Origin of the sequence: Streptomyces sp. P9-A2 (assembly GCF_036634175.1) — a bacterium.
In the GTDB taxonomy this organism is placed as follows: Bacteria; Actinomycetota; Actinomycetes; order Streptomycetales; family Streptomycetaceae; genus Streptomyces; species Streptomyces pratens.
Window position 1 is genome coordinate 3334871 of record NZ_JAZIFX010000001.1, and the last position, 24275, is coordinate 3359145.

At 71.3% G+C, this 24275-nt stretch carries 21 protein-coding genes; 11 read left to right on the forward strand and 10 right to left on the reverse strand.

Annotated elements, in window-relative coordinates; translation table 11 throughout:
- Positions 1–120 precede the first annotated feature (120 nt).
- From V4Y04_RS14990 to V4Y04_RS15000, 3 genes are all read right to left on the reverse strand, one after another.
- Positions 121–2250 carry an outer membrane protein assembly factor BamB family protein gene (locus tag V4Y04_RS14990; RefSeq protein ID WP_332428371.1) on the reverse strand — a complete coding sequence of 710 codons (2130 nt, stop codon included), beginning with the start codon at positions 2248–2250 and terminating at the stop codon, positions 121–123.
- A 111-nt stretch (positions 2251–2361) separates the two neighbouring features.
- Complete coding sequence (locus V4Y04_RS14995) at positions 2362–4260, reverse strand: outer membrane protein assembly factor BamB family protein (protein WP_332428373.1); 1899 nt, start codon at positions 4258–4260, stop codon at positions 2362–2364.
- A gap of 334 nt (positions 4261–4594) precedes the next feature.
- Complete coding sequence (locus V4Y04_RS15000; protein ID WP_332428375.1) at positions 4595–6415, reverse strand: ABC-F family ATP-binding cassette domain-containing protein; 1821 nt, start codon at positions 6413–6415, stop codon at positions 4595–4597.
- 144 nt (positions 6416–6559) lie between these two features.
- Here V4Y04_RS15000 and V4Y04_RS15005 point away from each other — a divergent pair, with 144 nt between their 5' ends.
- Entirely contained in the window at positions 6560–7165 is a 606-nt protein-coding gene (locus tag V4Y04_RS15005) for a Uma2 family endonuclease (RefSeq protein WP_332428377.1), read from the forward strand.
- A 12-nt stretch (positions 7166–7177) separates the two neighbouring features.
- On the opposite strand, the gene V4Y04_RS15010 is transcribed toward V4Y04_RS15005, so the two are convergent.
- The 5 genes from V4Y04_RS15010 to rsmI form a co-directional block, all read right to left on the reverse strand.
- Positions 7178–8074: a 4-(cytidine 5'-diphospho)-2-C-methyl-D-erythritol kinase gene (locus V4Y04_RS15010; protein WP_332428379.1), complete on the reverse strand. Its 897-nt coding sequence runs from the start codon at positions 8072–8074 to the stop codon at positions 7178–7180.
- Positions 8071–8994: a 16S rRNA (adenine(1518)-N(6)/adenine(1519)-N(6))-dimethyltransferase RsmA gene (gene rsmA, locus V4Y04_RS15015; protein ID WP_332428382.1), complete on the reverse strand. Its 924-nt coding sequence runs from the start codon at positions 8992–8994 to the stop codon at positions 8071–8073. The genes V4Y04_RS15010 and rsmA overlap by 4 nt, the downstream gene beginning before the upstream one ends.
- Before the next feature lie 36 nt (positions 8995–9030).
- On the reverse strand, positions 9031–9954 hold the full coding sequence (locus V4Y04_RS15020; protein WP_332428385.1) for a TatD family hydrolase: 924 nt from the start codon (positions 9952–9954) through the stop codon (positions 9031–9033).
- Between the two features lie 50 nt (positions 9955–10004).
- A complete protein-coding gene (locus tag V4Y04_RS15025) occupies positions 10005–10355 on the reverse strand; it encodes a hypothetical protein (protein WP_332428386.1) in 351 nt (116 codons plus the stop codon).
- Positions 10356–10696: 341 nt separating this feature from the next.
- The gene (gene rsmI, locus V4Y04_RS15030; protein ID WP_332428388.1) at positions 10697–11545 is read right to left on the reverse strand and encodes a 16S rRNA (cytidine(1402)-2'-O)-methyltransferase; all 849 of its coding nucleotides are present in this window, start codon (positions 11543–11545) and stop codon (positions 10697–10699) included.
- A gap of 172 nt (positions 11546–11717) precedes the next feature.
- Between rsmI and V4Y04_RS15035 the strand changes: the two genes are divergently transcribed.
- From V4Y04_RS15035 to V4Y04_RS15050, 4 genes are all read left to right on the forward strand, one after another.
- Complete coding sequence (locus tag V4Y04_RS15035) at positions 11718–13460, forward strand: dolichyl-phosphate-mannose--protein mannosyltransferase (RefSeq protein ID WP_332428389.1); 1743 nt, start codon at positions 11718–11720, stop codon at positions 13458–13460.
- Between the two features lie 30 nt (positions 13461–13490).
- Complete coding sequence (locus V4Y04_RS15040; protein WP_332428390.1) at positions 13491–14072, forward strand: hypothetical protein; 582 nt, start codon at positions 13491–13493, stop codon at positions 14070–14072.
- 404 nt (positions 14073–14476) lie between these two features.
- Positions 14477–16129, forward strand: coding sequence for a penicillin-binding transpeptidase domain-containing protein (locus V4Y04_RS15045; protein WP_332428392.1), 1653 nt, complete (start codon positions 14477–14479; stop codon positions 16127–16129).
- A 158-nt stretch (positions 16130–16287) separates the two neighbouring features.
- On the forward strand, positions 16288–17958 hold the full coding sequence (locus tag V4Y04_RS15050; RefSeq protein ID WP_332428394.1) for a penicillin-binding transpeptidase domain-containing protein: 1671 nt from the start codon (positions 16288–16290) through the stop codon (positions 17956–17958).
- 120 nt (positions 17959–18078) lie between these two features.
- Here the strand turns inward: V4Y04_RS15050 and V4Y04_RS15055 are convergent, their stop codons facing one another.
- Positions 18079–18450 (reverse strand): SsgA family sporulation/cell division regulator, encoded by a 372-nt coding sequence (locus V4Y04_RS15055; protein ID WP_332428396.1) that lies wholly within the window; start codon positions 18448–18450, stop codon positions 18079–18081.
- Between the two features lie 197 nt (positions 18451–18647).
- Here V4Y04_RS15055 and V4Y04_RS15060 point away from each other — a divergent pair, with 197 nt between their 5' ends.
- The 6 genes from V4Y04_RS15060 (at position 18648) to V4Y04_RS15085 (ending at position 23696) form a co-directional block, all read left to right on the forward strand.
- Positions 18648–19760, forward strand: a complete 1113-nt coding sequence (locus tag V4Y04_RS15060; protein ID WP_332428398.1) for an energy-coupling factor ABC transporter permease — start codon at positions 18648–18650, stop codon at positions 19758–19760.
- A 15-nt stretch (positions 19761–19775) separates the two neighbouring features.
- The gene (cbiQ, locus tag V4Y04_RS15065; protein WP_332428399.1) at positions 19776–20537 is read left to right on the forward strand and encodes a cobalt ECF transporter T component CbiQ; all 762 of its coding nucleotides are present in this window, start codon (positions 19776–19778) and stop codon (positions 20535–20537) included.
- Positions 20537–21337: an energy-coupling factor ABC transporter ATP-binding protein gene (locus V4Y04_RS15070; protein ID WP_332428400.1), complete on the forward strand. Its 801-nt coding sequence runs from the start codon at positions 20537–20539 to the stop codon at positions 21335–21337. The genes cbiQ and V4Y04_RS15070 overlap by 1 nt, the downstream gene beginning before the upstream one ends.
- Positions 21338–21415: 78 nt before the next feature.
- Positions 21416–21877: a MarR family winged helix-turn-helix transcriptional regulator gene (locus tag V4Y04_RS15075; protein WP_332428401.1), complete on the forward strand. Its 462-nt coding sequence runs from the start codon at positions 21416–21418 to the stop codon at positions 21875–21877.
- Positions 21878–21983: 106 nt separating this feature from the next.
- On the forward strand, positions 21984–22436 hold the full coding sequence (locus tag V4Y04_RS15080; RefSeq protein WP_332428402.1) for an organic hydroperoxide resistance protein: 453 nt from the start codon (positions 21984–21986) through the stop codon (positions 22434–22436).
- A gap of 81 nt (positions 22437–22517) precedes the next feature.
- Positions 22518–23696, forward strand: a complete 1179-nt coding sequence (locus V4Y04_RS15085) for a serine hydrolase domain-containing protein (RefSeq protein ID WP_332432852.1) — start codon at positions 22518–22520, stop codon at positions 23694–23696.
- 70 nt (positions 23697–23766) lie between these two features.
- Here V4Y04_RS15085 and V4Y04_RS15090 read toward each other — a convergent pair whose 3' ends face one another.
- On the reverse strand, positions 23767–24051 hold the full coding sequence (locus V4Y04_RS15090; RefSeq protein WP_332428403.1) for a DUF1876 domain-containing protein: 285 nt from the start codon (positions 24049–24051) through the stop codon (positions 23767–23769).
- Between the last annotated feature and the right edge of the window lie 224 nt (positions 24052–24275).

Genomic DNA, 24275 nt, shown 5'->3' on the forward strand with positions numbered 1-24275 from the left:
GTACGGCCCCGCCCCTGAACAGGGGCGGGGCCGTACGAACGGGCCTCACGAGCGGACCGGGGAACGCACCGGAAGCGGACCGGAGCGAACCGAAGCGGTCCCGAGCAGGCCGAAGAGCGATCAGCCGGTGCCGAACGCGATCGCCAGGTACTCCTTGTCGCCCGAGGACAACTCGCTGGCGTACACGTCCGACATGTACAGCCGGCCCTGCGCGTACAGGATCTCGGCGTGCTGGGGCAACATCCGCGCCTCCACGTCCCGCACGGACTTCGTCGCCGGGTTCTCCATCAGCTTGGTCTCCTTGAAGGAACCGCCGTCGATGCTCACGACCTGCCCGCCCTTGTCGTAGGGCGGACGCTTGTACGCGATGACGTTGTCGCCGTCCATCCGCAGCGGGACGATCGTGTAGTCCTCGCCCGCGTCGGCGCGCTGGCCGGTCTGCTTGCCGGTGGACAGGTCGAAGGCGACGATCTCGTTGGTCCGGCTGTACCCGTCGCCGGAGCCCTCGTGCTCCTCGGTCGCGATGTACAGCCGGTCCTTGCCGACGGCCAGTCCACTGCAGTGCTCGATCTTGGTGATGCCGTCGCAGCGGGCGGCGAAATCCTCGCCGGGCGCGGAGATGCGGGACCGCAGTTCGCCGCTCTTGTTGTCGATGGAGAAGAAGTCCGAGATGCCGCTGCCGTCACCGGCGGAGTCGCCGACGTCGGCGGCCACGACCAGCGGGTCGGTGGACACCACGGCCGCGTAGTCGATGCCCTCGGACATCTTGTACTCCGAGATCACCTTCCCGTCCTTCGGGTCGATGGTCTGGATGTGCAGCTGCCGCTGGTCGTACGAACCGCACTTGCGCACCGCGACCATCTTCGGGCCGCCGCCGTAGCCGGAGTCGTAGCAGGTGTCGGACGTCTTGGGCGCCCACAGGGCCTTGCCGGAGGTGATGTCCCAGGCGGCGCCACCGCTGGTGCTGGCCGCCGCGACGGTGTTCCCGCTGACGGTGATGTTGTTGAAGCTGATCTCCTGGGTGCCGGTCTTGGCCGTTTCGGACCACAGCTTCTCGCCGGTGGCGAGGTCGAAGGCCGCGACCCGCGTGCAGCTCTGCGGTTCGGTCTTGGTCGGCATCTTCGGCTTGTAGATGATCGCCGTCCTGCCGTCCTCGGTGGCGTGGTCGCTGGCCTCGCACACCGGTCCGGGCAGGTCGAGCGTCCACAGCTCGCTGCCCTTGGCGGCGTCGTAGCCGACGACCTCGGCGATGCCGCTCTTGGCGTACACCTTGTCGGTCGTCCAGGAGCCGGAGGTGACGATGGTCGTGGCGTCCTTCGGGACCTTCGGCGCCGGTACCTGGAAGAGGACCTTGGCGGAGGGGTCGGCCGGGGCCTTCTCGTCGCCGCCGGTGGTCTCGTCGCCGCCGGAGCCGCCGCCCTCGGCACCCTTCGTGCCGCCGCTGTCGCCGGAGTTCGCGGTGTTCTTCTTGTCGTCGTCACCGCTGGACGAGGAGTACCAGACACCGGTGCCGACGATCAGGCCGATGGCCACGACCGCGGCGACGATGATCGCCAGCGTCGCGTTGACCTTCCGCCCGCCGCCGGGCTGACCCGGCTGCGGCTGCATCGGCATGGTCGGGTGCGGATAGCCATAGGGCTGGCCGTACGGTTGCTGGCCGTAGGACGGCTGTCCGTACGGCTGCTGCGGCTGGCCGTACGCACCGGTCTGGCCCGGCTGCGGCTGCATCGGCATGGTCGGGTGCGGATAGCCATAGGGCTGGCCGTACGGTTGCTGGCCGTAGGACGGCTGTCCGTACGGCTGCTGCGGCTGGCCGTACGCACCGGTCTGGCCCGGCTGCGGCTGGCCCGGGTATCCGTAACCGGCCGGAGGCTGCTGCGGATATCCGTACCCGGGCGGCGTCTGTGGACCGCCCGGCGCGGGAACGGCCGGCGGCGGGGTCTGCGGGGCCGGCTGGGGCGCCTGCTGCGGCGGCTGGGGGGCCTGCGGGTAGCCGTAGCCCGGCTCCGGGGTCTTGCTGAGATCGGGGCCGCCCGGTGCGGACGGGGGCTGCTGCGCCGGCGGCTGCTCGGGCCGGGACGGCTCGGACGGCGGACCGAAGCCAGGCTGGGCCTGCGGGGCCGCGGGGGCCTGATGCGGCTGCTCAGGCTGGGACGACTGCTCAGGCTGGGACGACTGCTCGGGCCGGGACGGCTGCTCGGGCGGCGGACCGAAGCCAGGCTGGTCGGGCGGCTGGGGCGGCTGCGTCATGACGTGAGTACCTCGAAGAACTCGAAGACGGGGACGGGCGGCGGGGAAGGGACCGGAGGGGCGGGGACGCCGGCCGACGGGGGTCGGCGTCCCTCGCCACTGCTGCGCGCCTCACTTGCCGTAGGCGAGCATCAGCTTTTCCTTCGCGTCGTCATTGCCGGTCAGCCGGGTGGTCGAGAGGTAGAAGCGGTCGTCGACCCAGTCGATGGACTTGCTGAAGAAACCCCTCTCGATGGCCGCGGTGCCCTGCGGGTTCTGCAGCAGTGTGACCGGCTTGTGGCTGCTGCCCGTGGTCGCGATGGACACGATCCGCCCGCCCCCGTCGTACGACGGCTCCACGTAGGCGATGAGCTTGCCGCCCTCGACCTTCATGGGCACCATCGAGTTCGCCACGGGGGACTTCACCCGCCACTTCTCCTTGCCGGTGGCGAGACTGACCGCGACGATCTCGTTGGCCCCGGTGGTCGCTTTGGTGGGCAGGTAGAGGGTGTCCCCGTCGACGGCGACGCCCTCGCAGCCCTGGAGGTCACGGGCGAGGATGGCCCAGCCGCACTGGGCGGAGAAGTCCTCGTCGACGGAGACCTGGGAGCGGATCGAGCCACTGGAGCCCAGCGTGGAGATGTTCCACGCCTTCTTGTCCTTGTTGGTGCTGTAGATGACCACCGGGTCGACGGAGTAGGCGCGCTCGACGCGCCAGCCCTTGTCGAACTTCTGGGTCCACTTGACCTTGCCGGTCTTCGGGTCGAGCTCCTGGACCTCGTCGTGCTCGTTGTTGCCGCCCGCACCGCAAGACGCGACCTGGATCAGCCGCTCACCGCCCGCGAACCCGGCGGGGAAACAGGCTTCGCCGTACTTCCTCTTGTCGTACATCTTGTCGCCGGACGTCATGTCGAACGCGGTGCCGGACTGTGAGCGGCCGACCATCAGCGTGTTGCCGCTGAGGGTCATCTCGATGGAGATCACGGAGTCGAACAGCGCGCCGTCGTCGACCTTCTTCGTCCAGCCCTTCTCGCCGGTGCCGAGGTCGACGAGCTGGAGCTGGTTGCACTTGGCGCGGTCGCTGCTGCCGCTCATGTACGCGATGACGACCTTGTCGTCGGACGTCTTCTCCGAGGTGACCGCGCAGATCTTCTGCGGGAAGACCAAGGGCTCCCAGGTCGGCTTGCCGTCGGCGACGTTGTAGGCGGAGAGCTCCTTGTAGGCCGCCTTCACCGCCGTCTTGCCGGTGATCCACATGCCGGGGGCGTCGGCTCCGGAACCGGGCGCGTCGGGCGCCTCCTTGTACCAGAGCACCTTGGACTCGCCGGACTTGCGGCCCTCGTTGAGGTCCTCGGGGCCGGAGTCGCCGTCGCCGCTGCCGTCACCCGGGTTGACCGGGGCACCGGAGGGCTGGGGCTCGGGGTCGTCTCCGGTCTGCTGGGCGACGGGCTTCTTGTCCTTCTCCTCGTCGCCGCCGGAGACCGCCCACACGGTGGTGCCGAGGGCTATCAGCACCGCCGTCGCGGCACCGATGATCACGGCGGACTTGCCCTTGAAGGGGCTGCGGGAGCCGGGTCCCGGCGGCGGGGTGCCGGGCGCGCCCGGGAACTGCGGCTGCGGGTAGCCGTACCCCGGCTGCTGCCCGTACGGGCCCGGCTGCTGCCCGTACGGGCCGGGCTGCTGCGGCCGACCGCCGTAGGGGCCGGAGGCGTACGGCCCGGAGGCGTACGGTCCCGGCGGCTGTCCGTACGGTCCCGGCTGCGACTGCGGCTGCGGCTGTCCGTACGGCCCCGGCTGCGACTGCGGCTGCGGCTGCGGCTGCGGCTGTCCGTACGGCCCCGGCTGCGACGGAGGCGGGGTCTGCTGCGGAGGCGGGGTCTGCTGCGGGTAGCCGTACCCCGGCTGCGGAGGTCCGGACGGCGGGCCCTGCGGGTGCGGCGGGGGCGGAGCCCCGAAACCACCGCCCGGGGCGGGTGGATCCTGTGGTGCTCCGAAGCCATCCTGCGGCGGCTGACTGGGCGGCTGAGCCATCAGCGCGTTCCCCCCTTGCTCACTGATTTTTAGCCACACCCTGAGGTACGTGGTGCTCCCAGAGTCGTCTTGAGGCGGTTCTTAAAGTGCCCAGACGGGGTCTTTCTATCACCCGGTGCCGTCAGAGCACCGGGCCCTGTCCACCGCTGTTCCCAAGGGAGAACCCGCCTGTGATGCCCTCGTTACGCGCCTCCACGCCCCCTTCACACCCCGCACGCCCCGCGCACGAACCCGTACGGGGGCGTGCGCGGGGCGTGCGGGGTACCTGTGCGGGGATGCGCACAGCGGTGCGCGTGGGGACGCGGGAGGGGGCAGGGGTACGGCGCGGCCGGGGTCAGGCGTCCTCGGCGAGTTCCAGCCACCGCAGTTCGAGCGCGTCCCGCTGACCGGCCGTCTCCCGCAGTTCGGCGTCGAGTTGGGCCACCTTGGCGAAGTCCGTGGCGTTCTCGGCGATCGCGGCGTGCAGCTTGGCCTCCTTCTCGGAAGCCTTGTCGAGCTGCCGTTCGATCTTCTGCAGTTCCTTCTTGGCGGCGCGCACGTCGGCGGCGCTCTTCTCGGGGGCGGCGTCCGCGGCCGGCTTCGCCGACGAGGACGGGGCGGCGGACGTGACGGCCGCCTCCTCCATCTTCTTGCGCCGCTCCAGGTACTCGTCGATCCCGCGCGGCAGCATCCGCAGGGCTCCGTCGCCGAGCAGGGCGAACACCCGGTCGGTGGTGCGCTCGACGAAGAACCGGTCGTGGGAGATGACGATCATCGAGCCGGGCCAGCCGTCGAGGACGTCCTCGAGCTGGGTGAGGGTCTCGATGTCGAGGTCGTTGGTGGGCTCGTCGAGGAAGAGGACGTTGGGTTCGTCCATGAGCAGCCGCAGCAGCTGGAGCCGCCGCCGCTCACCGCCGGAGAGGTCGCCGACGGGCGTCCACTGCTTGTCCTTGTTGAAGCCGAACGTCTCGCACAGCTGCCCGGCGGTCATCTCCCGCCCCGTGCCGAGGTCGACGCGCTCGCGGACCGCCTGCACGGCCTGGATCACCCGCCAGGTGGGGTCGAGTTCGGCGACCTCCTGGGAGAGGTAGGCGAGTCTGACCGTCTTGCCGACGTGGATCCGCCCCGCCGTGGGCTGGGTCTCGCCCTCGCTGCGGGCGGCCTCGGTCAGGGCCCGCAGCAGGGACGTCTTCCCGGCGCCGTTGACGCCGACCAGACCGAACCGGTCACCGGGGCCGAGCTGCCAGGTGAGGTGCTTGATCAGCACCTTGGGCCCTGCCTGGACGGTGACGTCCTCCAGGTCGAAGACCGTCTTGCCGAGCCGGGAGGAGGCGAACTTCATCAGCTCGCTGCTGTCCCGGGGCGGCGGAACGTCCTTGATCAGCTCGTTGGCGGCCTCGACTCGGAAGCGCGGCTTGGACGTCCGCGCGGGTGCCCCGCGGCGCAGCCAGGCCAGCTCCTTGCGGACCAGGTTCTGCCGCTTGGCCTCCTCGGTGGCGGCGATGCGCTCCCGTTCGGCGCGGGCGAAGACGTAGTCGGTGTAACCGCCCTCGTACTCGTACACGTCACCGCGCTGCACGTCCCACATGCGGGTGCAGACCTGGTCCAGGAACCAGCGGTCGTGGGTGACGCAGACGAGCGCGGAGCGCCGCTCCCGCAGGTGTCGGGCGAGCCAGGCGATGCCCTCGACGTCGAGGTGGTTGGTGGGCTCGTCGAGGACGACCAGGTCCTGCTCCTCGATGAGCAGCTTGGCGAGCGCGATCCGGCGCCGCTCGCCACCGGACAGCGGTCCGATGACGGTGTCCAGGCCCTTGGGGAACCCCGGCAGGTCCAGGCCGCCGAACAGCCCCGTCAGGACGTCCCTGACCTTGGCGTTGCCCGCCCACTCGTGGTCGGCCATGTCGCCGATGACCTCGTGCCGGACCGTGGCCTGCGGGTCGAGGGAGTCGTGCTGGGTCAGCACGCCGAGGCGCAGCCCACCGGAGTGCGTGACCCGCCCGGTGTCCGCCTCCTCCAGTTTGGCGAGCATCCGGATCAGGGTGGTCTTACCGTCGCCGTTGCGCCCGACGACACCGATGCGGTCCCCCTCCGAGACACCCAGGGAGATGCCGTCGAGGAGGGCACGGGTGCCGTACACCTTGCTGACGTTCTCGACATTGACCAGATTGACGGCCATTTCTCTCCTGACTGGGGGGTGGATCAGCTTTCAAGCGTAGGGCGTCCCCGAGGGCGGTCGGGGCGCGAGGGGGCAGTCACTCTTTGTGATGACGTGATCGGAAACGGGCGGCTACCGTAGGGGGCAGGCAGCAGAATCCCGTCCATGGGAGGAACCATGACCGCCGAGTCCGTGAAGCAGCACTGCCACTGGCGCGTGCCGCCCAGGGACGGCTACACCGTGGACGACCTGTTCACACTGCCCGATCTCCCGCCGCACACCGAGCTGATCGACGGGAGCCTCGTACTCGTGAGTCCGCAGCGCAATTTCCACGCAGACGTGATCGACCTGCTGGTCAGCGGCCTCCGGCGAAGCGTGCCGAAGAAGTTCAGGGTGAAGCGGGAGATGACCATCATCCTCGACCGGCGCAACGGCCCGGAGCCCGATGTGAGCGTCGTCCTGACCGATGCGGTCAGCGGACCGGACCAGACGAGCTATCGGGCTCAGGACGTACTGCTGGCTGTCGAAGTCGTGTCCCCGGACTCGGAGTCACGCGACCGCACGACCAAACCCCAGAAGTACGCGGCTGCCGGCATCCCCAGCTTCTGGCGCGTTGAGCGCGATGGAAGCGGCCGCAGTCCGCTGGTCCACGTCTACGAACTGGACCAGCTCACTCACGCGTATGTGCACATGGGCATGCACCGCGACCGGATCAAGGTCGACAAGCCCTACGCCATCGACATCGACCTCACCGCCGTCGACGAGCTCTGAGCCGGACCCCCTTCACCTCACCGTCGCCCCCGGCACCGGCCCCGCCGCCGTACGTACGGTGCGGCAGGTGCCGGATGCCCTCAGCGTGTCCGCGATCGCCTCCGCCGCCTCCGTGTCCCGGGCGAGGAAGGCCGTGGTCGGCCCGGACCCCGAGACCAGGGCGGCGAGGGCGCCGGCGCCGCGCCCGGCGGCCAGGGTGCCGGCGAGTTCCGGGAACAATGACAGCGCCGCCGGCTGGAGATCGTTGGAGACGGTCGCGGCGAGCGCGTCGGGGTCGCCCTTGGCGAGGGCGTCGAGCAGGTCCTGCGAGGCCACGGGCCCGGGGATGTCCCGGCCCTCCGCGAGCCGGTCGAACTCCCGGAAGACCGCCGGGGTGGACAGCCCGCGCGCGGCCGTCGCGAACACCCAGTGGAAGGTGCCGCCGACCTCCAGCTCCGTCAGTCTCTCGCCCCGCCCGGTGCCCAGTGCCGCCCCGCCCACCAGCGCGAACGGCACGTCGCTGCCCAGTTCGGCGCAGATGTCGAGCAGTTCCTGCCGCGAGGCGCCGGTCCCCCACAGCGCGTCGCAGGCCAGCAGGGCGCCGGCGCCGTCGGCGCTGCCGCCCGCCATGCCGCCGGCGACGGGGATGTCCTTGGTGATGTGCAGGTGCACGTCGGCGTTCCGGCCGTACCGCCCGGCGAGCGCGAGGGCGGCGCGGGCGGCGAGGTTCGTACGGTCCAGGGGCACCTCGGCGGCGTCCGGACCCTCACAGGTGACGCGCAGCCCGTCCGGCGACGGCGCCGCGGTGATCTCGTCGTGAAGGCCGACCGCGAGGAAGACGTTGGCCAGGTCGTGGAAGCCGTCGGGGCGGGCCGCGCCGACGGCGAGCTGGACGTTGACCTTGGCGGGCACGCGGACGGTGACACTCACGCGACGGGCTCCTCGGGTTCCTCGGACTGCTTGTGCTGCTCGGACTGCTCGGACTGCTGGTGCTGCTGGTGCTCGGCGATGCGCGCGAACTCCTCGACGGTCAGGGACTCGCCGCGGGCCTGCGGCGACACCCCGGCGGCGACCAGTGCGGTCTCCGCCGCCGCGGCCGAGCCCGCCCATCCGGCGAGGGCGGCCCGCAGGGTCTTGCGGCGCTGGGCGAAGGCCGCGTCGACGACGGCGAAGACCTCGCGCCGGGTGGCGGTGGTCTTCAGCGGCTCGCTCCGGCGGACGAGGGAGACCAGCCCGCTGTCGACATTGGGGGCCGGCCAGAACACTCTCCGCCCGATGGCGCCGGCCCGCTTGACCTCGGCGTACCAGTTGGCCTTGACCGAGGGCACGCCGTACACCTTCGAGCCGGGCGGGGCGGCGAGCCGGTCGGCTACCTCGGCCTGGACCATGACGAGGGTGCGCTCGATGCTCGGGAAGGTCTCGAGCATGTGCAGCAGCACCGGGACGGCCACGTTGTAGGGCAGGTTGGCGACCAGCGCGGTCGGGGCGGGGCCGGGCAGCTCGGTGACCCGCATCGCGTCGGAGTGGACCAGCGCGAACCGGCCGGCCCGCTCCGGCATCCGGGCCGCGACGGTCGCGGGCAGCGCGGCGGCGAGGACGTCGTCGATCTCGACGGCGGTGACCCGGTCGGCGGCCTCCAGCAGCGCCAGGGTGAGCGAGCCGAGCCCCGGCCCGACCTCGACGACCACGTCGTCCGGGCGGACCTCGGCGGTGCGCACGATACGGCGGACCGTGTTCGCGTCGATCACGAAGTTCTGGCCGCGCTGCTTGGTGGGCCGTACGCCGAGCGCGGCCGCGAGTTCGCGGACGTCGGCGGGGCCCAGGAGGGCGTCGGGGGTGGGGCTCGTCACGGGGACAAGGGTACGGGGCGCGGGACCCCGCACAGGTCACGCCTGTGGATAACCGAAGGCCCGTGCCGTGTTCGCCGCGAGGGCCGTGGCGAGGGTGTCCTCGTCCGTGCCGCGTACGGCCGCCATGGCGCGCACGGTGACCGGCACCAGGTACGGGGCGTTGGGCCGGCCGCGGTAGGGCGCCGGCGTCAGGAACGGGGCGTCGGTCTCCACCAGGACGAGCTCCGGCGGGGCGACGACGAGGGCGTCGCGCAGGTGCTGGGCGTTCTTGAAGGTGACGTTGCCGGCGAACGACATGAAGTACCCGGCGCGGGCGCAGATCTCCGCCATCGCGGCGTCCCCCGAGTAGCAGTGGAAGACGGTGCGTTCCGGTGCGCCCTCCTCCTTGAGTACGCGCAGCACGTCGGCGTGGGCGTCGCGGTCGTGGATCACCAGGGCCTTGCCGTGCCGCTTGGCGATCTCGATGTGGGCGCGGAAGGACCGCTCCTGCGCCTCCTTGCCCTCGGGCCCGGTGCGGAAGTAGTCGAGTCCGGTCTCGCCGACGCCCTTGACCTGGGGCAGCGCGGCCAGCCGGTCGATCTCGGCGAGCGCCTCGTCCAGGGCCGCGCCCCCGCCCGCCTCCCGCGCGCCCTGCCTCGACCAGCCGTCAGGGTCTCCGTGCACGATGCGCGGGGCCTCGTTCGGGTGCAGCGCGACGGTCGCGTGCACGCTGTCGTACGCGGCGGCCGTCTCCGCGGCCCAGCGCGAGCCCGCGAGGTCGCAGCCGACCTGCACCACGGTCGTCACGCCCACGGACGCGGCCTTGGAGAGCCCTTCCTCCACCGTGCCGGACTGCATGTCGAGGTGGGTGTGCGAGTCCGCGACCGGCACCCGCAGGGGCGCCGGGAGCGGCGGGGCCGCGTTCTTGCCGGAGGTGTCCGAGGTGGTCCCGGTGGCGGTGTCGCGGGCGTTCGAAGACATGCCCCGATCCTACGGACAGCCGGGAGACGGCATCCCTCGGCCGGGAGCGGTCACGTCTTCCGGCGGAAGGGGTGCATGAGGTCGGCCGGATGCCAGTGCCGGTCGCCGGGCTCGGTGTGGGCCGCGTCCAGCGCCGTGGTGACCCGGCCGGCCCGCATGATCCGTACGACATGGCCGTCGCAGCGGAGGCACGTCGGACGGCTCAGCGGGGAGGGCACGATCCGGCCGTTCGCCAGGTAGCGCACGACGTCGTGGCCGTCGGTGTCCTTGTGGTGCTCTATCTCGTACGACTGCTCCCAGCCGTACCCGCAGCGCATGCAGGCGAAGGAGTACGACTCCCTGACGACGGCGCCGGCGTCGGCGTCGGCGCGCGCTCCGGGCCCCTCTGCGATCTCGGTCATCCCGACTCCTGTCGGTCCACGGACGGTCCACGGACATACCTGGAGGCAACGGAGCGTTCCCGCCCCGTTCCTCGCTTCCAGTGGACTCCTCCGCGAGCGGAAACGCACCGGGTCCGACGAGCTATTTGGTGCCGATTTGGGCGTTCCCTTGCCGATACCACCCGGGCTCTTTACCCATGCCTGCCCTACGCGCCCCGAAGGGGCGCGGGACCGTGTCGATCCGCGGCTCCACGACTCCGCCGCGTGGGCGCGCCCGGCCCCTCACACCACCGTCGGCCCACGGCGAAGCCGACCGCCGACGGCGCCACCCGGCCCCGTCCGCCCCCGCTGCCCGGCCCCGTTCACCCCTCCGAGCGTTTCGCCGCCACCACGGCGTCGAAGACCTCCCGCTTGGGCACTCCCGCCTCCACGGCGACCGCCACGATGGCCTCCTTGCGCCGCTCCCCCGCCTCCTCGCGCACCCGTACCCGGCGTACCAGCTCGGCGGCGTCCACTTCCTCGGGCCCGTGGTCCGGGGCGCCCTCGACGACGACGGTGATCTCCCCGCGTACGCCCTCGGCCGCCCACGCGGCCAGCTCGGCCAGCGGGCCGCGCCTGACCTCCTCGTACGTCTTGGTCAGCTCACGGCAGACGGCGGCGCGGCGTCCGGTGCCGAACACCTCGGCCATCGCGGCGAGCGTGGCGTCGAGCCGGTGCGGGGACTCGAAGTAGACGAGGGTGCGCCGCTCCTTGGCGACCTCCCGCAGCCGCCCCAGCCGTTCCCCGGCCTTGCGGGGCAGGAACCCCTCGAAGCAGAACCGGTCGACGGGGAGCCCGGACAGGGCGAGCGCGGTGAGCACGGCGGACGGTCCGGGCACGGCGGTGACCTTGATGTCCCGCTCGACGGCGGCGGCGACCAGCCGGTATCCGGGGTCGGACACGGAGGGCATGCCTGCGTCCGTGACCAGCAGAACACGGGCGCCGCCCGCCAGTTCCTCGACCAGTTCGGGCGTACGGGCGGACTCGTTGCCCTCGAAGTAGGAGACCACCCGTCCCTTGGGCGTGACGCCGAGCGCCTGGGTCAGCCGCCGCAGCCGCCGGGTGTCCTCGGCGGCGACGACGTCGGCGCCGGCCAGCTCCTCGGCGAGCCGGGGCGGTGCGTCGGAGACGTCGCCGATGGGGGTGCCTGCGAGTACGAGGATTCCGGTCACGCCCTCATCCTCCCAGCACCGGCGCCCCCTCAAGAACGGCACGCGCCCGCGGCCGGTCGCACCTGGGGCATACCCGCCCCCACGGCCCCCGCGGCCGGTCACACCTGGGGCATACCGGGCCCATACCTCCCATGCGCGGGACTCCCACAGGGCCATTCCCTACGATGGCGCGGTGACGAGTACCGCGTCCTCCACGGACACCCGGCAGGAACAGCCGCCACAGGACCAGCAACCGTCGTGGCAGCAGCGGCTCCGCCGTTTCGGCTACACGGTGAGGCCCGGGGGCGACGTCCGCGACCGCTTGGTCCCGCCGTACACGAAGCCGGCCGGCAGACTGTGGACGGCGCTCGGGGTGCCGCCGACGCTCGGCGAGCGGATCACACGCTGGTCGGGCTGGGGCGGTCCGCTGCTGGTCACACTGCTGGCGGGGGTCCTGCGCTTCTGGAACCTGGGCAGCCCCAAAAAGGTGATATTCGACGAGACGTACTACGCGAAGGACGCGTGGGCGCTGGTCCGGCGCGGCTTCGAGGTCAACTGGGACAAGGCCGCGGACAAGCAGATCCTCTCCTCCGGCGGTGACGTCTCCGTCCCGATCGAAGCGGCGTACGTGGTGCATCCGCCGGTCGGGAAGTACGTCATCGGGCTGGGCGAGCTGATGTTCGGGTTCGACCCGTTCGGCTGGCGGTTCATGACGGCCCTGCTGGGCACGCTCTCGGTCCTGATGCTGTGCCGGATCGGCCGGCGCCTGTTCCGCTCGACGTTCCTCGGCTGCCTGGCGGGCGCGCTGATGGCGGTGGACGGCCTGCACTTCGTGATGAGCCGCACCGCGCTGCTCGACGGGGTGCTGATGTTCTTCGTGGTGGCGGCCTTCGGCTGTCTGGTCGTCGACCGGGACCGGGCGCGGGAGAAGCTCGCGGCCGCGTTGCCCGTGGGCACCGACGGCAGGACCCTGCCGGACGCGCACATCGCCGAGTCCGCGCGGCTGGGCCTGCGGCCGTGGCGGCTGGCGGCGGGGCTGATGCTGGGCCTGGCGTTCGCCACGAAGTGGAACGGCCTGTACATCATGGCCGCGTTCTGTGTGATGGCGGTGCTCTGGGACGTCGGCTCCCGCCGGACCGCCGGTGCCCACCACCCCGTGCGGGCCGTGGTGAAGCGCGACCTGGGCTGGGCGTTCCTGTCCACGGTGCCGGTCGCCCTGGCGACGTACCTCGCCTCCTGGACCGGCTGGTTCCTCTCCGCGGACGACGGCAGCGGCGGTTACTACCGCGACTGGGCCGTGACCGACGGCAAGGACAGCGCCTGGTCGTGGCTGTTCCCCGACGGGTGGCGCAGCTTCTGGCACTACGAGAACCAGGTGTACGAGTTCCACGTCGGCCTGTCCTCGCCGCACACCTACGAGTCCAATCCGTGGAGCTGGATCGTCGCGGGCCGCCCGGTCTCGTTCGACTACGACTCCCCGGCACCCGGCACGGACGGCTGCCCGGCCGACGCGGCCGAGAAGTGCGCCCGCGAGGTGCTGGCCCTGGGCACGCCCCTGCTGTGGTGGGTGGGCTGCTTCGCGCTCCTCTACGTCCTGTGGCGCTGGTTCTTCCGCCGCGACTGGCGGGCGGGCGCCATCGCCTGCGGCATCGTGGCCGGCTATCTGCCCTGGTTCTTCTACCAGGAGCGCACGATCTTCTACTTCTACTCCGTCGTCTTCCTCCCCTTCCTGTGCCTGGCGGTGGCGATGCTCCTGGGCGCGCTCATCGGCCCACCCCGCGCCGACGAAACCCGCCGCGTGGCGGGCGCCACGGCCGCGGGCGTCCTGACCCTCCTGATCGTCTGGAACTTCATCTACTTCTGGCCCGTCTACACCGGCACCGCCATCCCGATCGACGACTGGCGGGCGCGGATGTGGCTGGACACGTGGGTCTGACACGCTTGCCGCGGAGGTGGAGCCGTGGCCATGGCACCGTTGGATCCCGAGGACCTGCTCCCCGGCGAACGGCACGTCCGGCGCAAGAACGCCAACGCCGTCATCGACGTCCGGGAGGCAGGACTGTCCCGGTTCGCCTTCGACGGACTGATGTGGTCGGTGGGGATGCGCGGGAAGGAGGCCATCGGCGGTCGTCTCCACCTGACGAACCACCGGCTCGTGTTCAGGTCCCACGCCTTCAACCGTGTGCGGGGCACGTTCAGTGTGTTCCTGCCATGCGTCGAGAAGATCCGGAACACGTCGTCCGGCATCACCCGCCAGGTCACGGTGTCCACGGCGATGCAGGACTTCACGTTCGTCGCCTGGGGCGTTCCCGCACTCATCGACACCATCGACCGGTACCGCGCCGGGTTCGACGACGCGTACCTCCCCGAGCTGGCCGGCCTCGTTCTGGCTGAGCCCTGGAAGATCGGTGACGGCCTGCAGCGCTCCGGCCGTCATGAGCCCTTCGGCGCCGCCCTGGGCTTCGCACACGGCCGGGGTGACGACTTCGCGGCGATCGCGGCGGCCCTCGCCCAAGGAATCGACCCCGGTCCGCCCAGACCGAGGTGACCGGGGCCCTCCAGGTCATCGACCTCCTGACCCGCACCGCCGGCCCGCACCCGCCCCGGTCCTGACCCGCCGAGGGGCTCGCCGACTCCCACATCGATGCCGACGCCGATGCTTGCGACCGGCTCGCTGGACTGGCTGCGCGCGGCACTCGGCGAGAAGCCGAGCTGAGGAGAGGAAGCGATACGGGGCGGGAGCGCGTTGGGCGCCCCAGGACATGAACTCCCCGTCCACTGTTCAGGGTTGTGCCGGTCGTGGAGGGTGACGGTCGGGCTCGATCTCCTTTCGGACAACAAAGGGAAACAGTCGCCCCTGCCGTCACTCCTTGTGCGTAGAGTGCTCACTCGCCGAACTTTCTGAACACGTTCAGAAGACGTGGGGGTCCGGCGGGGGAGGGGAAGCGCCCGATGGGCAAGGGGGTCAAGACCGCCGTCATCGGCGGTGTGTTCGCGGTGATGGTGGGCGGGGCGGGGTACGGGGTCTACAACATCGTGTCGGCGGTGAACGGCGACGGGGGCGGCGGCGGTTCGGACGCGGCCGTGACGAAGAAGTCCGGGCCGCCGGACAAGGGGGAGGTCGAGAAGGCGAGCGGGACGTTCTTCGCGGCCTGGGAGAAGGGGCAGGCGGAACAGGCGGCGTCGTACACGAACAACGCCGAGAGCGCCGCCCCGCTGCTGGCGGCCTACGGCGAGGACGCCCGCATAGCCGACGTCGAGATCACTCCCGGCACGCCTACCGGCACCACCGTGCCGTTCCGTGTGAAGGCGACCGTCTCGTACGACGGGAAGTCCGAACCGCTCGCCTACAAGAGCGAGTTGACCGTCGTGCGTGGGCAGACCACCGGGCGGGCCCTGGTCGACTGGGAGCCGTCCGTCGTCCACCCGGAACTCAAGGACGGCGACACCCTCGTCACCGGGGAGGCCGCGCAGCCGCCGATCGAGGCCGTGGGCCGGGACGGCACGGTGCTGACGGAGGAGAAGTACCCCTCGCTCGGCCCGATCCTGGACACCCTGCGCGAGAAGTACGGCGACAAGGCGGGCGGCGCCCCCGGCATCGAGCTGGCCATCCGGCACGCGGACGGCTCCGCGGACGGGGCGGGCGCCGCCGACTCCACGCTGGTGACGCTCGCGAAGGGCAAGCCCGGCAAGCTGCGGACGACGCTCAGCGCGAGCGTGCAGGCGGCCGCCGAGAAGGCGGTGAAGGAGTTCGCCGAGTCGTCGGTGGTGGCCGTACAGCCGAGCACCGGCGAGGTGCTGGCCGTGGCCAACCACCGCGAGGACGGGTTCGACGCGGCGTTCCAGGGCCGGGTCGCCCCCGGCTCCACCATGAAGATCATCACCGCGGCCATGCTCATCGACAACGGCGTGGCCTCGATGGACGGTCCGGCGCCCTGCCCGTCCACCGCGACCTGGCAGAGCCAGACCTTCGAGAACATCACCGGCATGGAGCCGAACGAGGGCGCCACCCTCGCCAACAGCTTCCTGCGTTCCTGCAACACGGCCTTCATCAAGCTCATCGACGAGGACCCGCTGACCGATGGCTCGCTCACCCAGGAGGCGCAGGAGCGGTTCGGGCTCGGCCGGGACGACTGGGCGACCGGCGTCGTCTCCTTCGACGGCAGCGTCCCCGCCGTCAGCGGCCCGGACCGCGCGGCGAACGCCATCGGCCAGGGCCAGGTGCAGATGAACCCGCTGAACATGGCGTCGGTGACGGCCACCGCCATCACCGGTACCTTCCGCCAGCCGTACCTCGTCTCCCCGGAGCTCGACGGCCGGCAGCTGGCGCAGGCGAAGGGTCTGCCGGCGGGCACCGCGAGCCAGTTGAAGCAGATGATGCGTCTGACGGCCACCCAGGGCACCGCCGCGCAGGCCATGTCCGGTCTCGGCGGCGACATCGGTGCGAAGACCGGCTCCGCCGAGGTCGACGGCAACGCCACCTCCGACAGCTGGTTCACCGGCTTCCGGGGCGACGTCGCGGCGGCGGCCATGACCCAGCAGGGCGGCCACGGCGGCGACGCGGCCGGTCCGATTGTCGCAGATGTGCTACGAGCGGGCGGCTGAGCGCGACGCGCGGAGGGCGGGACTCTAGGCTGGGGGCCGTCATCGGCCTGGGAACATCGACACCCATCGGTCCGGTATGACCATGTGACGACATGACTACATGGCAGCATGACGGTACGGCCGGCGGCTCGGCGGACTTTGCGGAGGATCGAACAGCAGTGGGCAACAGAAGGCGCGTCGCCGAGCGACGGAAGACCAACCCCGCCGTGCTCGGCGGAGTGATCGCCGTCGTCGTCGGGGGCGCCGGACTCGGTGCCTACGCGCTGTTCGGGGGCGGGTCCGGAACCGGGGACGACACCGGGACCTCGGCCACCCAGCAGGCCAAGGCCAAGAGCGGCCCGCTGTCCGCCGCCGAGGTCACCGCCGCGGCCGACCGTTTCCTCACCGCCTGGCAGCAGGGCAAGGTGAGCGAGGCCGCCGACGCCACCGACGACCCCGAGGCGGCCACCGCCCTGCTCACCGGCTACGCCAAGGACGCCCGCGTCGAGAAGGTCGCCCTCACCGCCGGCACCCGCACCGGCGCCGAGGTCCCGTTCTCCGTCAAGGGCACGGTGGCGTACGAGGAGATCGCCGAGCCACTGGCGTACGACAGCAGGCTGACCGTCGTACGCCGGGACGAGGACGGCGAACCGCGCGTCGCGTGGCAGCCCGCGGTCGTGCACCCCGACCTCAAGGACGGCGACAAACTGGTCACGGGCGAGACGGACACCCCGCCGATCAAGGCACTGGACCGGGACGGCGGCGAGCTGACCACCAAGACCTACCCGTCCCTGGGCCCGGTCCTCGACGGGCTGCGCGAGAAGTACGGGAAGACGGCGGGCGGCAAGGCCGGCATCGAGCTGCGGGTCGTCCGCGGCGAGGCGTCCAAGAAGGCGGAGGCCTCCGACAAGACCGTGCTGGAGCTGAGCGAGGGCGTCCCCGGCACGGTGAAGACCACACTGGACCCGGCCCTCCAGGCGGCGGCCGAGGAGCAGGTGGCCAAGAAGGCCAAGTCGTCGGTGGCGGTGATGCGCGCGTCGACCGGTGAGATCCTCGCCGCCGCGAACTCCTCGCGCGGGTTCAACGTCGCGTTCCAGGGCTCACTGGCCCCGGGTTCGACGATGAAGGTCCTCACCGCCTCGCTGCTGATCGAGAAGGACCTCGCGTCCATCGACGAGAAGCACCCTTGTCCGAAGTACTCCAGCTACGGCGGCTGGAAGTTCCAGAACCTCGACAAGTTCGAGATCAAGGGCGGCACCTTCCGCGACAGCTTCGGCGCCTCCTGCAACACCGCCTTCATCAGCCAGGCGTCCGAGCTGAAGGACGACGACCTGACCAAGCAGGCCCAGCAGGTCTTCGGGCTCTCACGCGACGACTGGCAGATCGGCGTCCCGTCCTTCGACGGCTCGGTGCCGGTGCAGAAGGACGCCCCCATGGCCGCCTCCCTGATCGGACAGGGCGGCGTGCGGATGAACCCGCTGAACATGGCGTCGGTGTCGGCGACCGTCAAGGCGGGAGAGTTCCACCAGCCGTACCTGGTGTCGCCGGAGGTGGACGGCCGGAAGCTGGCCACCGCCTCGCGCACCATGTCGGCCGGGACGGCGACGCAGTTGCGGCAGCTGATGTCGTACACGGCGACCAGCGGCACCGCGGCGAAGGCGATGGCCGGGGTCAGTGGCGACAAGGGCGCGAAGACCGGCTCGGCCGAGGTCGACGGGCAGAAGAAGCCCAACGGCTGGTTCACCGCGTACCGCGGGGACCTCGCGGCGGCGGGCGTCGTGCAGGCAGGCGGCCACGGCGGCTCCACGGCGGGCCCGATCGTGGCGAGCCTGCTGAAGCTCGGCGACTGATCCGGGGACCCCGGGATCACTCAGGGACCGATCCCGGACCACTCCCGGACCGATCCCGGACCACTCCGGGACCGCTCACGGACCGCTCACGGACCGATCCGGGATCAGCGGGGCCGTCCGTCAGTGCGGGACCGGTTCGGTGGCTGCCGCGGTCGCGTACATGCGTCGCAGGAACCGCGTCAGGGCCTTCGTCTCGAACTGCACCATCGTCACCCCCTGCGCCGAGTGGAACTCCACGATCGTCTGCACCCGGCCGCACGGCCACACCCGCACGTCACCGCGGTCCATGGGGGTGCGCAGCCCATGTTCGAGCAGGTCACGGGGCAGGGTCCACTCGCTGGTGGGGGTACCGGTCAGCCTCACCCGCACGATCCGGGGGTCGCGCTCGGGGTCGTAGCTCAGCCTGACCGGCACCGCTCCCCGGTCCATGGCCTGGGGGGCGTCCGCGTCCGTGACGATCTGGGCGCGTGCGTACTGCTCGACTACGTTCATGAGTGGCCCCTTACGGTGCTCTACCTGTACGAAAGCCGTATACCCACCCTTCCTCCAATGTCGCACGGATTCCGAAATCCGACTCTCCGTACGGGCGCGGTCACAGATGCGGGAGCGGACGTGAGCGCGGTCAAGGGTGCGCCAAGACGAACTCCTCGCTCTTGCGACAGGGTTGCAGGAGCGGGCATCATCGAACAGTGCATGTCCCTGATGGATTCATCACCGCCCCCGTGTCCGCCGCCGCCGCGGTGGTCGCCGCCGGTGCCGTAGCCGTGAGCCTGCGCGGCGCACGCCGCGAACTCGGGAGCGAGCGGGCGGCACCGCTGGCCGGCCTCGTGGCGGCGTTCGTCTTCGCCGTGCAGATGCTGAACTTCCCGGTCGCGGGAGGCACCAGCGGTCATCTGCTCGGCGGTGCGCTCGCCGCGATACTCGTGGGCCCCTACACAGGGGTCCTGTGCGTCTCCGTCGTCCTGCTGATGCAGGCGATCCTCTTCGCCGACGGCGGCCTGACCGCAATCGGCGTGAACATCATCTGCATGGCGATCGTCACGACGGTCGTCGCTTACGCCGTGTTCCGCGGGCTGGTGAAGGTGCTGCCGCGTACCCGCCGCTCGGTGACCGCCGCGTCCTTCGTCGCCGCCCTGGTCTCCGTCCCGGCCTCCGCGATCGCCTTCACACTGCTCTACGCGATCGGTGGCACCGCCGACGTCCCGATCGGCAAGGTCGCCGCCGCCATGGTGGGCGTGCACCTGCTGATCGGGCTCGGTGAGGCCGTGATCACGGCGCTGACCGTCGGCGCCGTCCTCTCCGTACGCCCGGACCTGGTGTACGGGGCACGCGGACTGGAGCGGGGGCTCAAGCTGCGGGTGAACGGCGAACTGGTCGACGCCCCGGAGCCCGAGCCGTCCTCCGTTCCGGTGACCGCCCGGTCCCCGCGCAGGGTCTGGATCACCGGTCTGGTCGCCTCACTGGTCCTCGCCGGAGGTGTCAGCTTCTACGCCTCCGGCTATCCGGACGGCCTGGAGAAGGTCGCCACCGACCACGGCATCGACGAGAAGGCCGAGGAGCACGACGCCGCCGACTCCCCGCTCGCCGACTACGGCGTCAAGAACGTCGAGGACGCCCGGCTCTCCGGCGGCCTCGCGGGCGTGATCGGTGTCGGTGTCACGGTCGTCGCGGGCACCGGGGTCTTCCGGGTGGTCCGTCGGCGGCGCTCGGGCGAGACGTCCGAAACGGCCCCGCCCGCGCACACGACCACCAACCGCAACACCGACAGCAACAGCAACAGCAACAGCAACAGCAACAGCTGATAATGAGCGTCTGACATGGGCAGCGGCCACGTCCACCGGCTGTACCGGCACGCGCACTCCCCCGTGCACGCGCTGCCCCCGCACACCAAACTCGCCGCGGTCCTCGCTTTCGTGGTGGTCGTGGTGTCCACCCCGCGCGAGGCGATGTGGGCGTTCGGGGCCTACGCGGTGCTGCTCGGCCTGGTCGCGTACGCGGCCCGCGTTCCGGCCGGGTTCCTGCTGGGGCGGCTGCTGATCGAGGTGCCGTTCGTCGCCTTCGCGGTGCTCATGCCGTTCGTCGCGGAGGGCGAGCGGGTCGAGGTCCTCGGTCTGTCCCTGAGCGTCAACGGGCTGTGGGGTGCCTGGAACGTGCTGGCCAAGGGCACCCTGGGTGTCGCCGCCTCCGTCCTGCTCGCCGCCACGACCGAGCTGCGCGAGCTGCTGCTGGGCCTGCAGCGCCTGAGGCTGCCGCCGCTCCTGGTGCAGATCGCCTCGTTCATGATCCGCTACGGCGATGTCGTCACGGACGAAATGCGGCGCATGTCGGTCGCCCGCCGGTCCCGCGGTTTCGAGGCGCGGGGCCTGAGGCACTGGGGCGTGCTGGCGAAGTCGGCGGGCGCGCTCTTCATCCGTTCCTACGAACGCGGTGAGCGGGTGCACCTGGCCATGATCAGCCGCGGCTACGCCGGTTCGATGCCCGTCATCGACGAAGTGACCGTCTCCCGGGTTCAGTGGTCGTACGCACTGGCCCTCCCGTCCGCCGCCCTGGTCGTCTGCGTGCTGGGGTGGGTGCTGTGATGGGGCCCGTGACAGCGACTCCTCCCCCTCCTCCCACGTCCTCTGCTCCTTCTCTGGAAGTCTCCGGGCTCGCCTTCGCCTACCCGGACGGCCACCAGGCCCTCTTCGGCGTCGCCTTCTCGATCGCGCGCGGCGAACGGGTGGCGCTGCTCGGCCCGAACGGCGCGGGCAAGACGACGCTCGTGCTGCACCTCAACGGCATCCTGACCGGCGGTACCGGCACGGTGAGGGTGGCCGGGCTACCGGTGGGCCGGGAGCACATGGCCGAGATCCGGCGCCGGGTCGGCATCGTCTTCCAGGACCCGGACGACCAACTCTTCATGCCCACGGTGCGGGAGGACGTGGCGTTCGGCCCCGCGGCGGCCGGGCTCCGGGGCGCCGAGCTGGAGGAACGGGTGGGCCGGGCGCTGGCCCTGGTCGGCATGGACGGGTTCGAGAACCGGCCGCCGCACCATCTCTCCTACGGGCAGCGGCGCCGGGTGGCCGTGGCGACGGTGCTGGCGATGGAACCGGAGATCCTGGTCCTGGACGAGCCGTCCTCCAACCTGGACCCCGCCTCCCGCCGTGAACTGGCCGACATCCTGCGCTCGCTGGACGTGACCGTCCTGATGGTCACGCATGATCTGCCGTACGCCCTGGAGTTGTGCCCGCGCGCCCTGATCCTCAGCGACGGCGTCATCGCCGCGGACGGCCCAACCGCCGGCCTGCTCGCCGACGATGCCCTGATGCGCGCACACCGCCTGGAACTGCCTTTCGGCTTCGACCCACGGTCGGTGGCGGCCACGCCCGGCCGTCCGTGACACGCGGCCATCCGCGACTCCCGGTCATCCTTGACGCCCGGGCGTTCGCGACTCCCGGCCGTCCGTGACAATGGGCGCGTGACGAACGAGGAGACCGAGGGCTCGCTGCTGCTGGACGAACAGTTGTGCTTCGCGCTGTACGCCGCCCAGCGCACGGTGACAGCCGCGTACCGCCCGCTCCTCGACGAGCTGGGCCTGACGTATCCGCAGTATCTGGTGCTGCTGGTGCTGTGGGAGCGGGATGAGACGACGGTCAAGGAGCTGGCGTCGGCCCTGCGTCTCGACTACGGCACGATGTCACCCCTGCTGAAACGGCTGGAGGGCGCGGGTCTGGTCCGCCGAGAACGGGCGGCGCACGACGAGCGCTCGGTGCTGATCGCGTGCACCGGACGCGCGGAGGAACTGCGGGAGCGCGCGGCCCGGGTGCCCGGCGCGTTGCTCGCGGCGACCGGGCTCAAGGGTGCTGAGGTCGTGAGACTGCGTGAGGAGCTGCGGCAACTGGCCCGGCGGGCGGAGGCGGCGGCGGAGCGGTCCCGCTGACCATAAGTTACCCCCAGTAACTACCCCCTGACGACAGCGACTTACTACCGGCCAGTACCTTGTGCACGATGTATTTGCGCACACCCGATCCGGGGAAGGCCCAGCCATGACTGACGACACCGCTGTCGCCACCGACACCCGCCCGACGAAGATCATGTACGTCGCCGAGGCCACCGCGCACGGCGGCCGGGACGGCTATGTCACCAGCCAGGACGGCCACCTCGACCTGAAGGTCGCGATGCCCCCCGTGCTGGGCGGCGACGGCAACGGCACCAACCCGGAGCAGCTGTTCGCGGCCGGTTTCAGCTCCTGCTTCCACAACGCGCTCATCCTCGTAGGCAACCGCGCCGGCTACGACCTCACTGGCTCCACGGTCGCCGCGAAGGTCGGCATCGGCCCCAACAAGCAGCGCGGCTACGGCATCGCGGTCGCCCTGAGCGTCTCCCTCCCGGTCCTCGACCCCGACCTCGCGACCAAGCTGGTGGACGCGGCCCACCAGGTCTGCCCGTACTCCAACGCCACGCGCGGCAACATCGACGTAACGATCGTGCTCGGCTAGCACGGCCCAGGAATCGCAGGCGGACGGCAGCGGTTGCACCCACTGTTGCAGGCGCGTGAGAAGGGACCGACGGACGTGGGCGTGGATGTGCACGGCACAGTGGCCGAGGGCTTCGAACCGGTCCGGGAAGCGTTCGTCCGGAACTTCGAGACGCTCGGGGACCGGGGCGCGGCCGTCACCGTGTACCGGGACGGGCAGCGGGTCGTCGATCTGTGGGCCGGCGCGAAAGATGTCGACGGCGGTGCCGACGGCGTCGGCACCGAGCCGTGGGAGCGGGGCACGGCCCAGGTCGTCCGCTCGGCGACCAAGGGCGTCGCCGCCGCCGTACCCCTGCTGCTCCACCAGTACGGCGAGCTGGATCTGGACGCGCCCGTCGGCCACTACTGGCCCGAGTTCAAGGCCCAGGGCAAGGAACGGGTGCTCGTCCGGCACCTCCTGAACCACCGGGCCGGGCTCCCTCTCCTCGACCGCCCGCTCACTCCGCGGGAGGCGCTCGACCCGCTGCGGGGCGCCGAGGCCGTCGCCGCCCAGGCACCCGTGTGGGAGCCGGGCACGGACCACGGCTACCACGCCCTCACCTACGGCTGGCTGCTGGACGAGCTGGTACGGCGGGTGTCGGGTCGGGGCACCGGTGAGTGGATCGCGGAGCGGATCGCCGCTCCCCTGGGGCTGGACTTCTGGCTGGGCCTGCCGGACGCGGAAGCCGGCCGGGTGGGCAGGGTCGGCCCGGTCGAGGGGGCCGAGCCGTCCGGCGTGCTGCGCGCCCGTCCCAAGCGCTCGGTCACCGAGGCCTACGACGACCCCGCCTCCGTCACCCGCCGGGCCTTCGCCGCGATCGACCCGTTCCCGGACCACAATGACCCGGAGTTCCGCGCGGTGCCCCACCCCGCGGCCAACGGCATCGCGACGGCGGACGGACTGGCCCGCTTCTACGCCTCGCTCATCGGGCAGGTCGACGGCGTACGCCTCTTCGACGCGGCCACCGTCGAACGCGCCCGCGCCGAGGAGTCGGCGGGTCCGGACCGCGTCCTGATCGTCGGCACCCGCTTCGGCCTCGGCTACATGCTGCACGGCAGCGCGTCGCCCTTCCTGGCCCCGGGCTCCTTCGGCCACCCCGGCCGCGGCGGTTCCCTCGGCTTCGCCGACCCGGAGACGGGCATCGCCTTCGGCTACGTCACCAACGGTTTCCGCGCCACCGTGACCTCGGACCCTCGCGCCCAGGCACTGGTACGGGCGGTGCGCTCCGTCGTCCTCGGTTAGAGCCGGGGCGTCGCTCGTACGCCGTCGCTCAGGCGCCGTCGACCGTACACCGTCACTCAGATGCCGTCGCTCAGGCGTGGATCGGGTGCGAAGTGCGGCCCGACACCTCGTCGATCTCGTCGTGCGCCTTGCTCAGCAACTGCATCGCGATCTCGTTGAGCGCCCTGGCACCGGCGACCTCCTCCCCCACCCTGGGCTGGTTCTCGTCGATCCGGTGCCGGCTCGCGTGCCCGTGGCCCCGTACCTCGGTCCCGTCGGGCAAGCGCACCATCGCCGCCGCCCGCGTGTGCTGGTCGTCCTCCATGAACTCCATCTCGACGTGCCACCCCACGGTGGTATGCATGGTGTGCGTCATGACGGTCACCTCCGGAAGTCCTGATTCCAGGGTGCCCCTCTCTCTGCCCGACCGCACCCGGCCGGGGCCGCCGCATCCCGTGCGCTCCGGGGTCGCCTCTTCCTGGAAACCGTGAGCACTTTCCCGGAAAGTGCTCACGGCCCGCTCATCCGAGGCCACTTCGGACAGCGCGGCCCCCTGTGCTCACACCGCCGCCCCTGTCCCGAGCGCAGCAGCAACCCGAT

Coding starts and splice junctions, on each gene's coding strand:
- V4Y04_RS14990 (WP_332428371.1), bottom strand. CDS start 2,250: ATGACGCAGCCGCCCCAGCCGCCCGACCAGCCTGGCTTCGGTCCGCCG.
- V4Y04_RS15025 (WP_332428386.1), bottom strand. CDS start 10,355: ATGACCGAGATCGCAGAGGGGCCCGGAGCGCGCGCCGACGCCGACGCC.
- V4Y04_RS15055 (WP_332428396.1), bottom strand. CDS start 18,450: ATGAACGTAGTCGAGCAGTACGCACGCGCCCAGATCGTCACGGACGCG.
- V4Y04_RS15090 (WP_332428403.1), bottom strand. CDS start 24,051: ATGACGCACACCATGCATACCACCGTGGGGTGGCACGTCGAGATGGAG.
- cbiQ (WP_332428399.1), top strand. CDS start 19,776: ATGGGCAGCGGCCACGTCCACCGGCTGTACCGGCACGCGCACTCCCCC.
- V4Y04_RS15040 (WP_332428390.1), top strand. CDS start 13,491: ATGGCACCGTTGGATCCCGAGGACCTGCTCCCCGGCGAACGGCACGTC.
- V4Y04_RS14995 (WP_332428373.1), bottom strand. CDS start 4,260: ATGGCTCAGCCGCCCAGTCAGCCGCCGCAGGATGGCTTCGGAGCACCA.
- V4Y04_RS15020 (WP_332428385.1), bottom strand. CDS start 9,954: ATGTCTTCGAACGCCCGCGACACCGCCACCGGGACCACCTCGGACACC.
- V4Y04_RS15045 (WP_332428392.1), top strand. CDS start 14,477: ATGGGCAAGGGGGTCAAGACCGCCGTCATCGGCGGTGTGTTCGCGGTG.
- V4Y04_RS15000 (WP_332428375.1), bottom strand. CDS start 6,415: ATGGCCGTCAATCTGGTCAATGTCGAGAACGTCAGCAAGGTGTACGGC.
- V4Y04_RS15080 (WP_332428402.1), top strand. CDS start 21,984: ATGACTGACGACACCGCTGTCGCCACCGACACCCGCCCGACGAAGATC.
- V4Y04_RS15005 (WP_332428377.1), top strand. CDS start 6,560: ATGGGAGGAACCATGACCGCCGAGTCCGTGAAGCAGCACTGCCACTGG.
- V4Y04_RS15070 (WP_332428400.1), top strand. CDS start 20,537: ATGGGGCCCGTGACAGCGACTCCTCCCCCTCCTCCCACGTCCTCTGCT.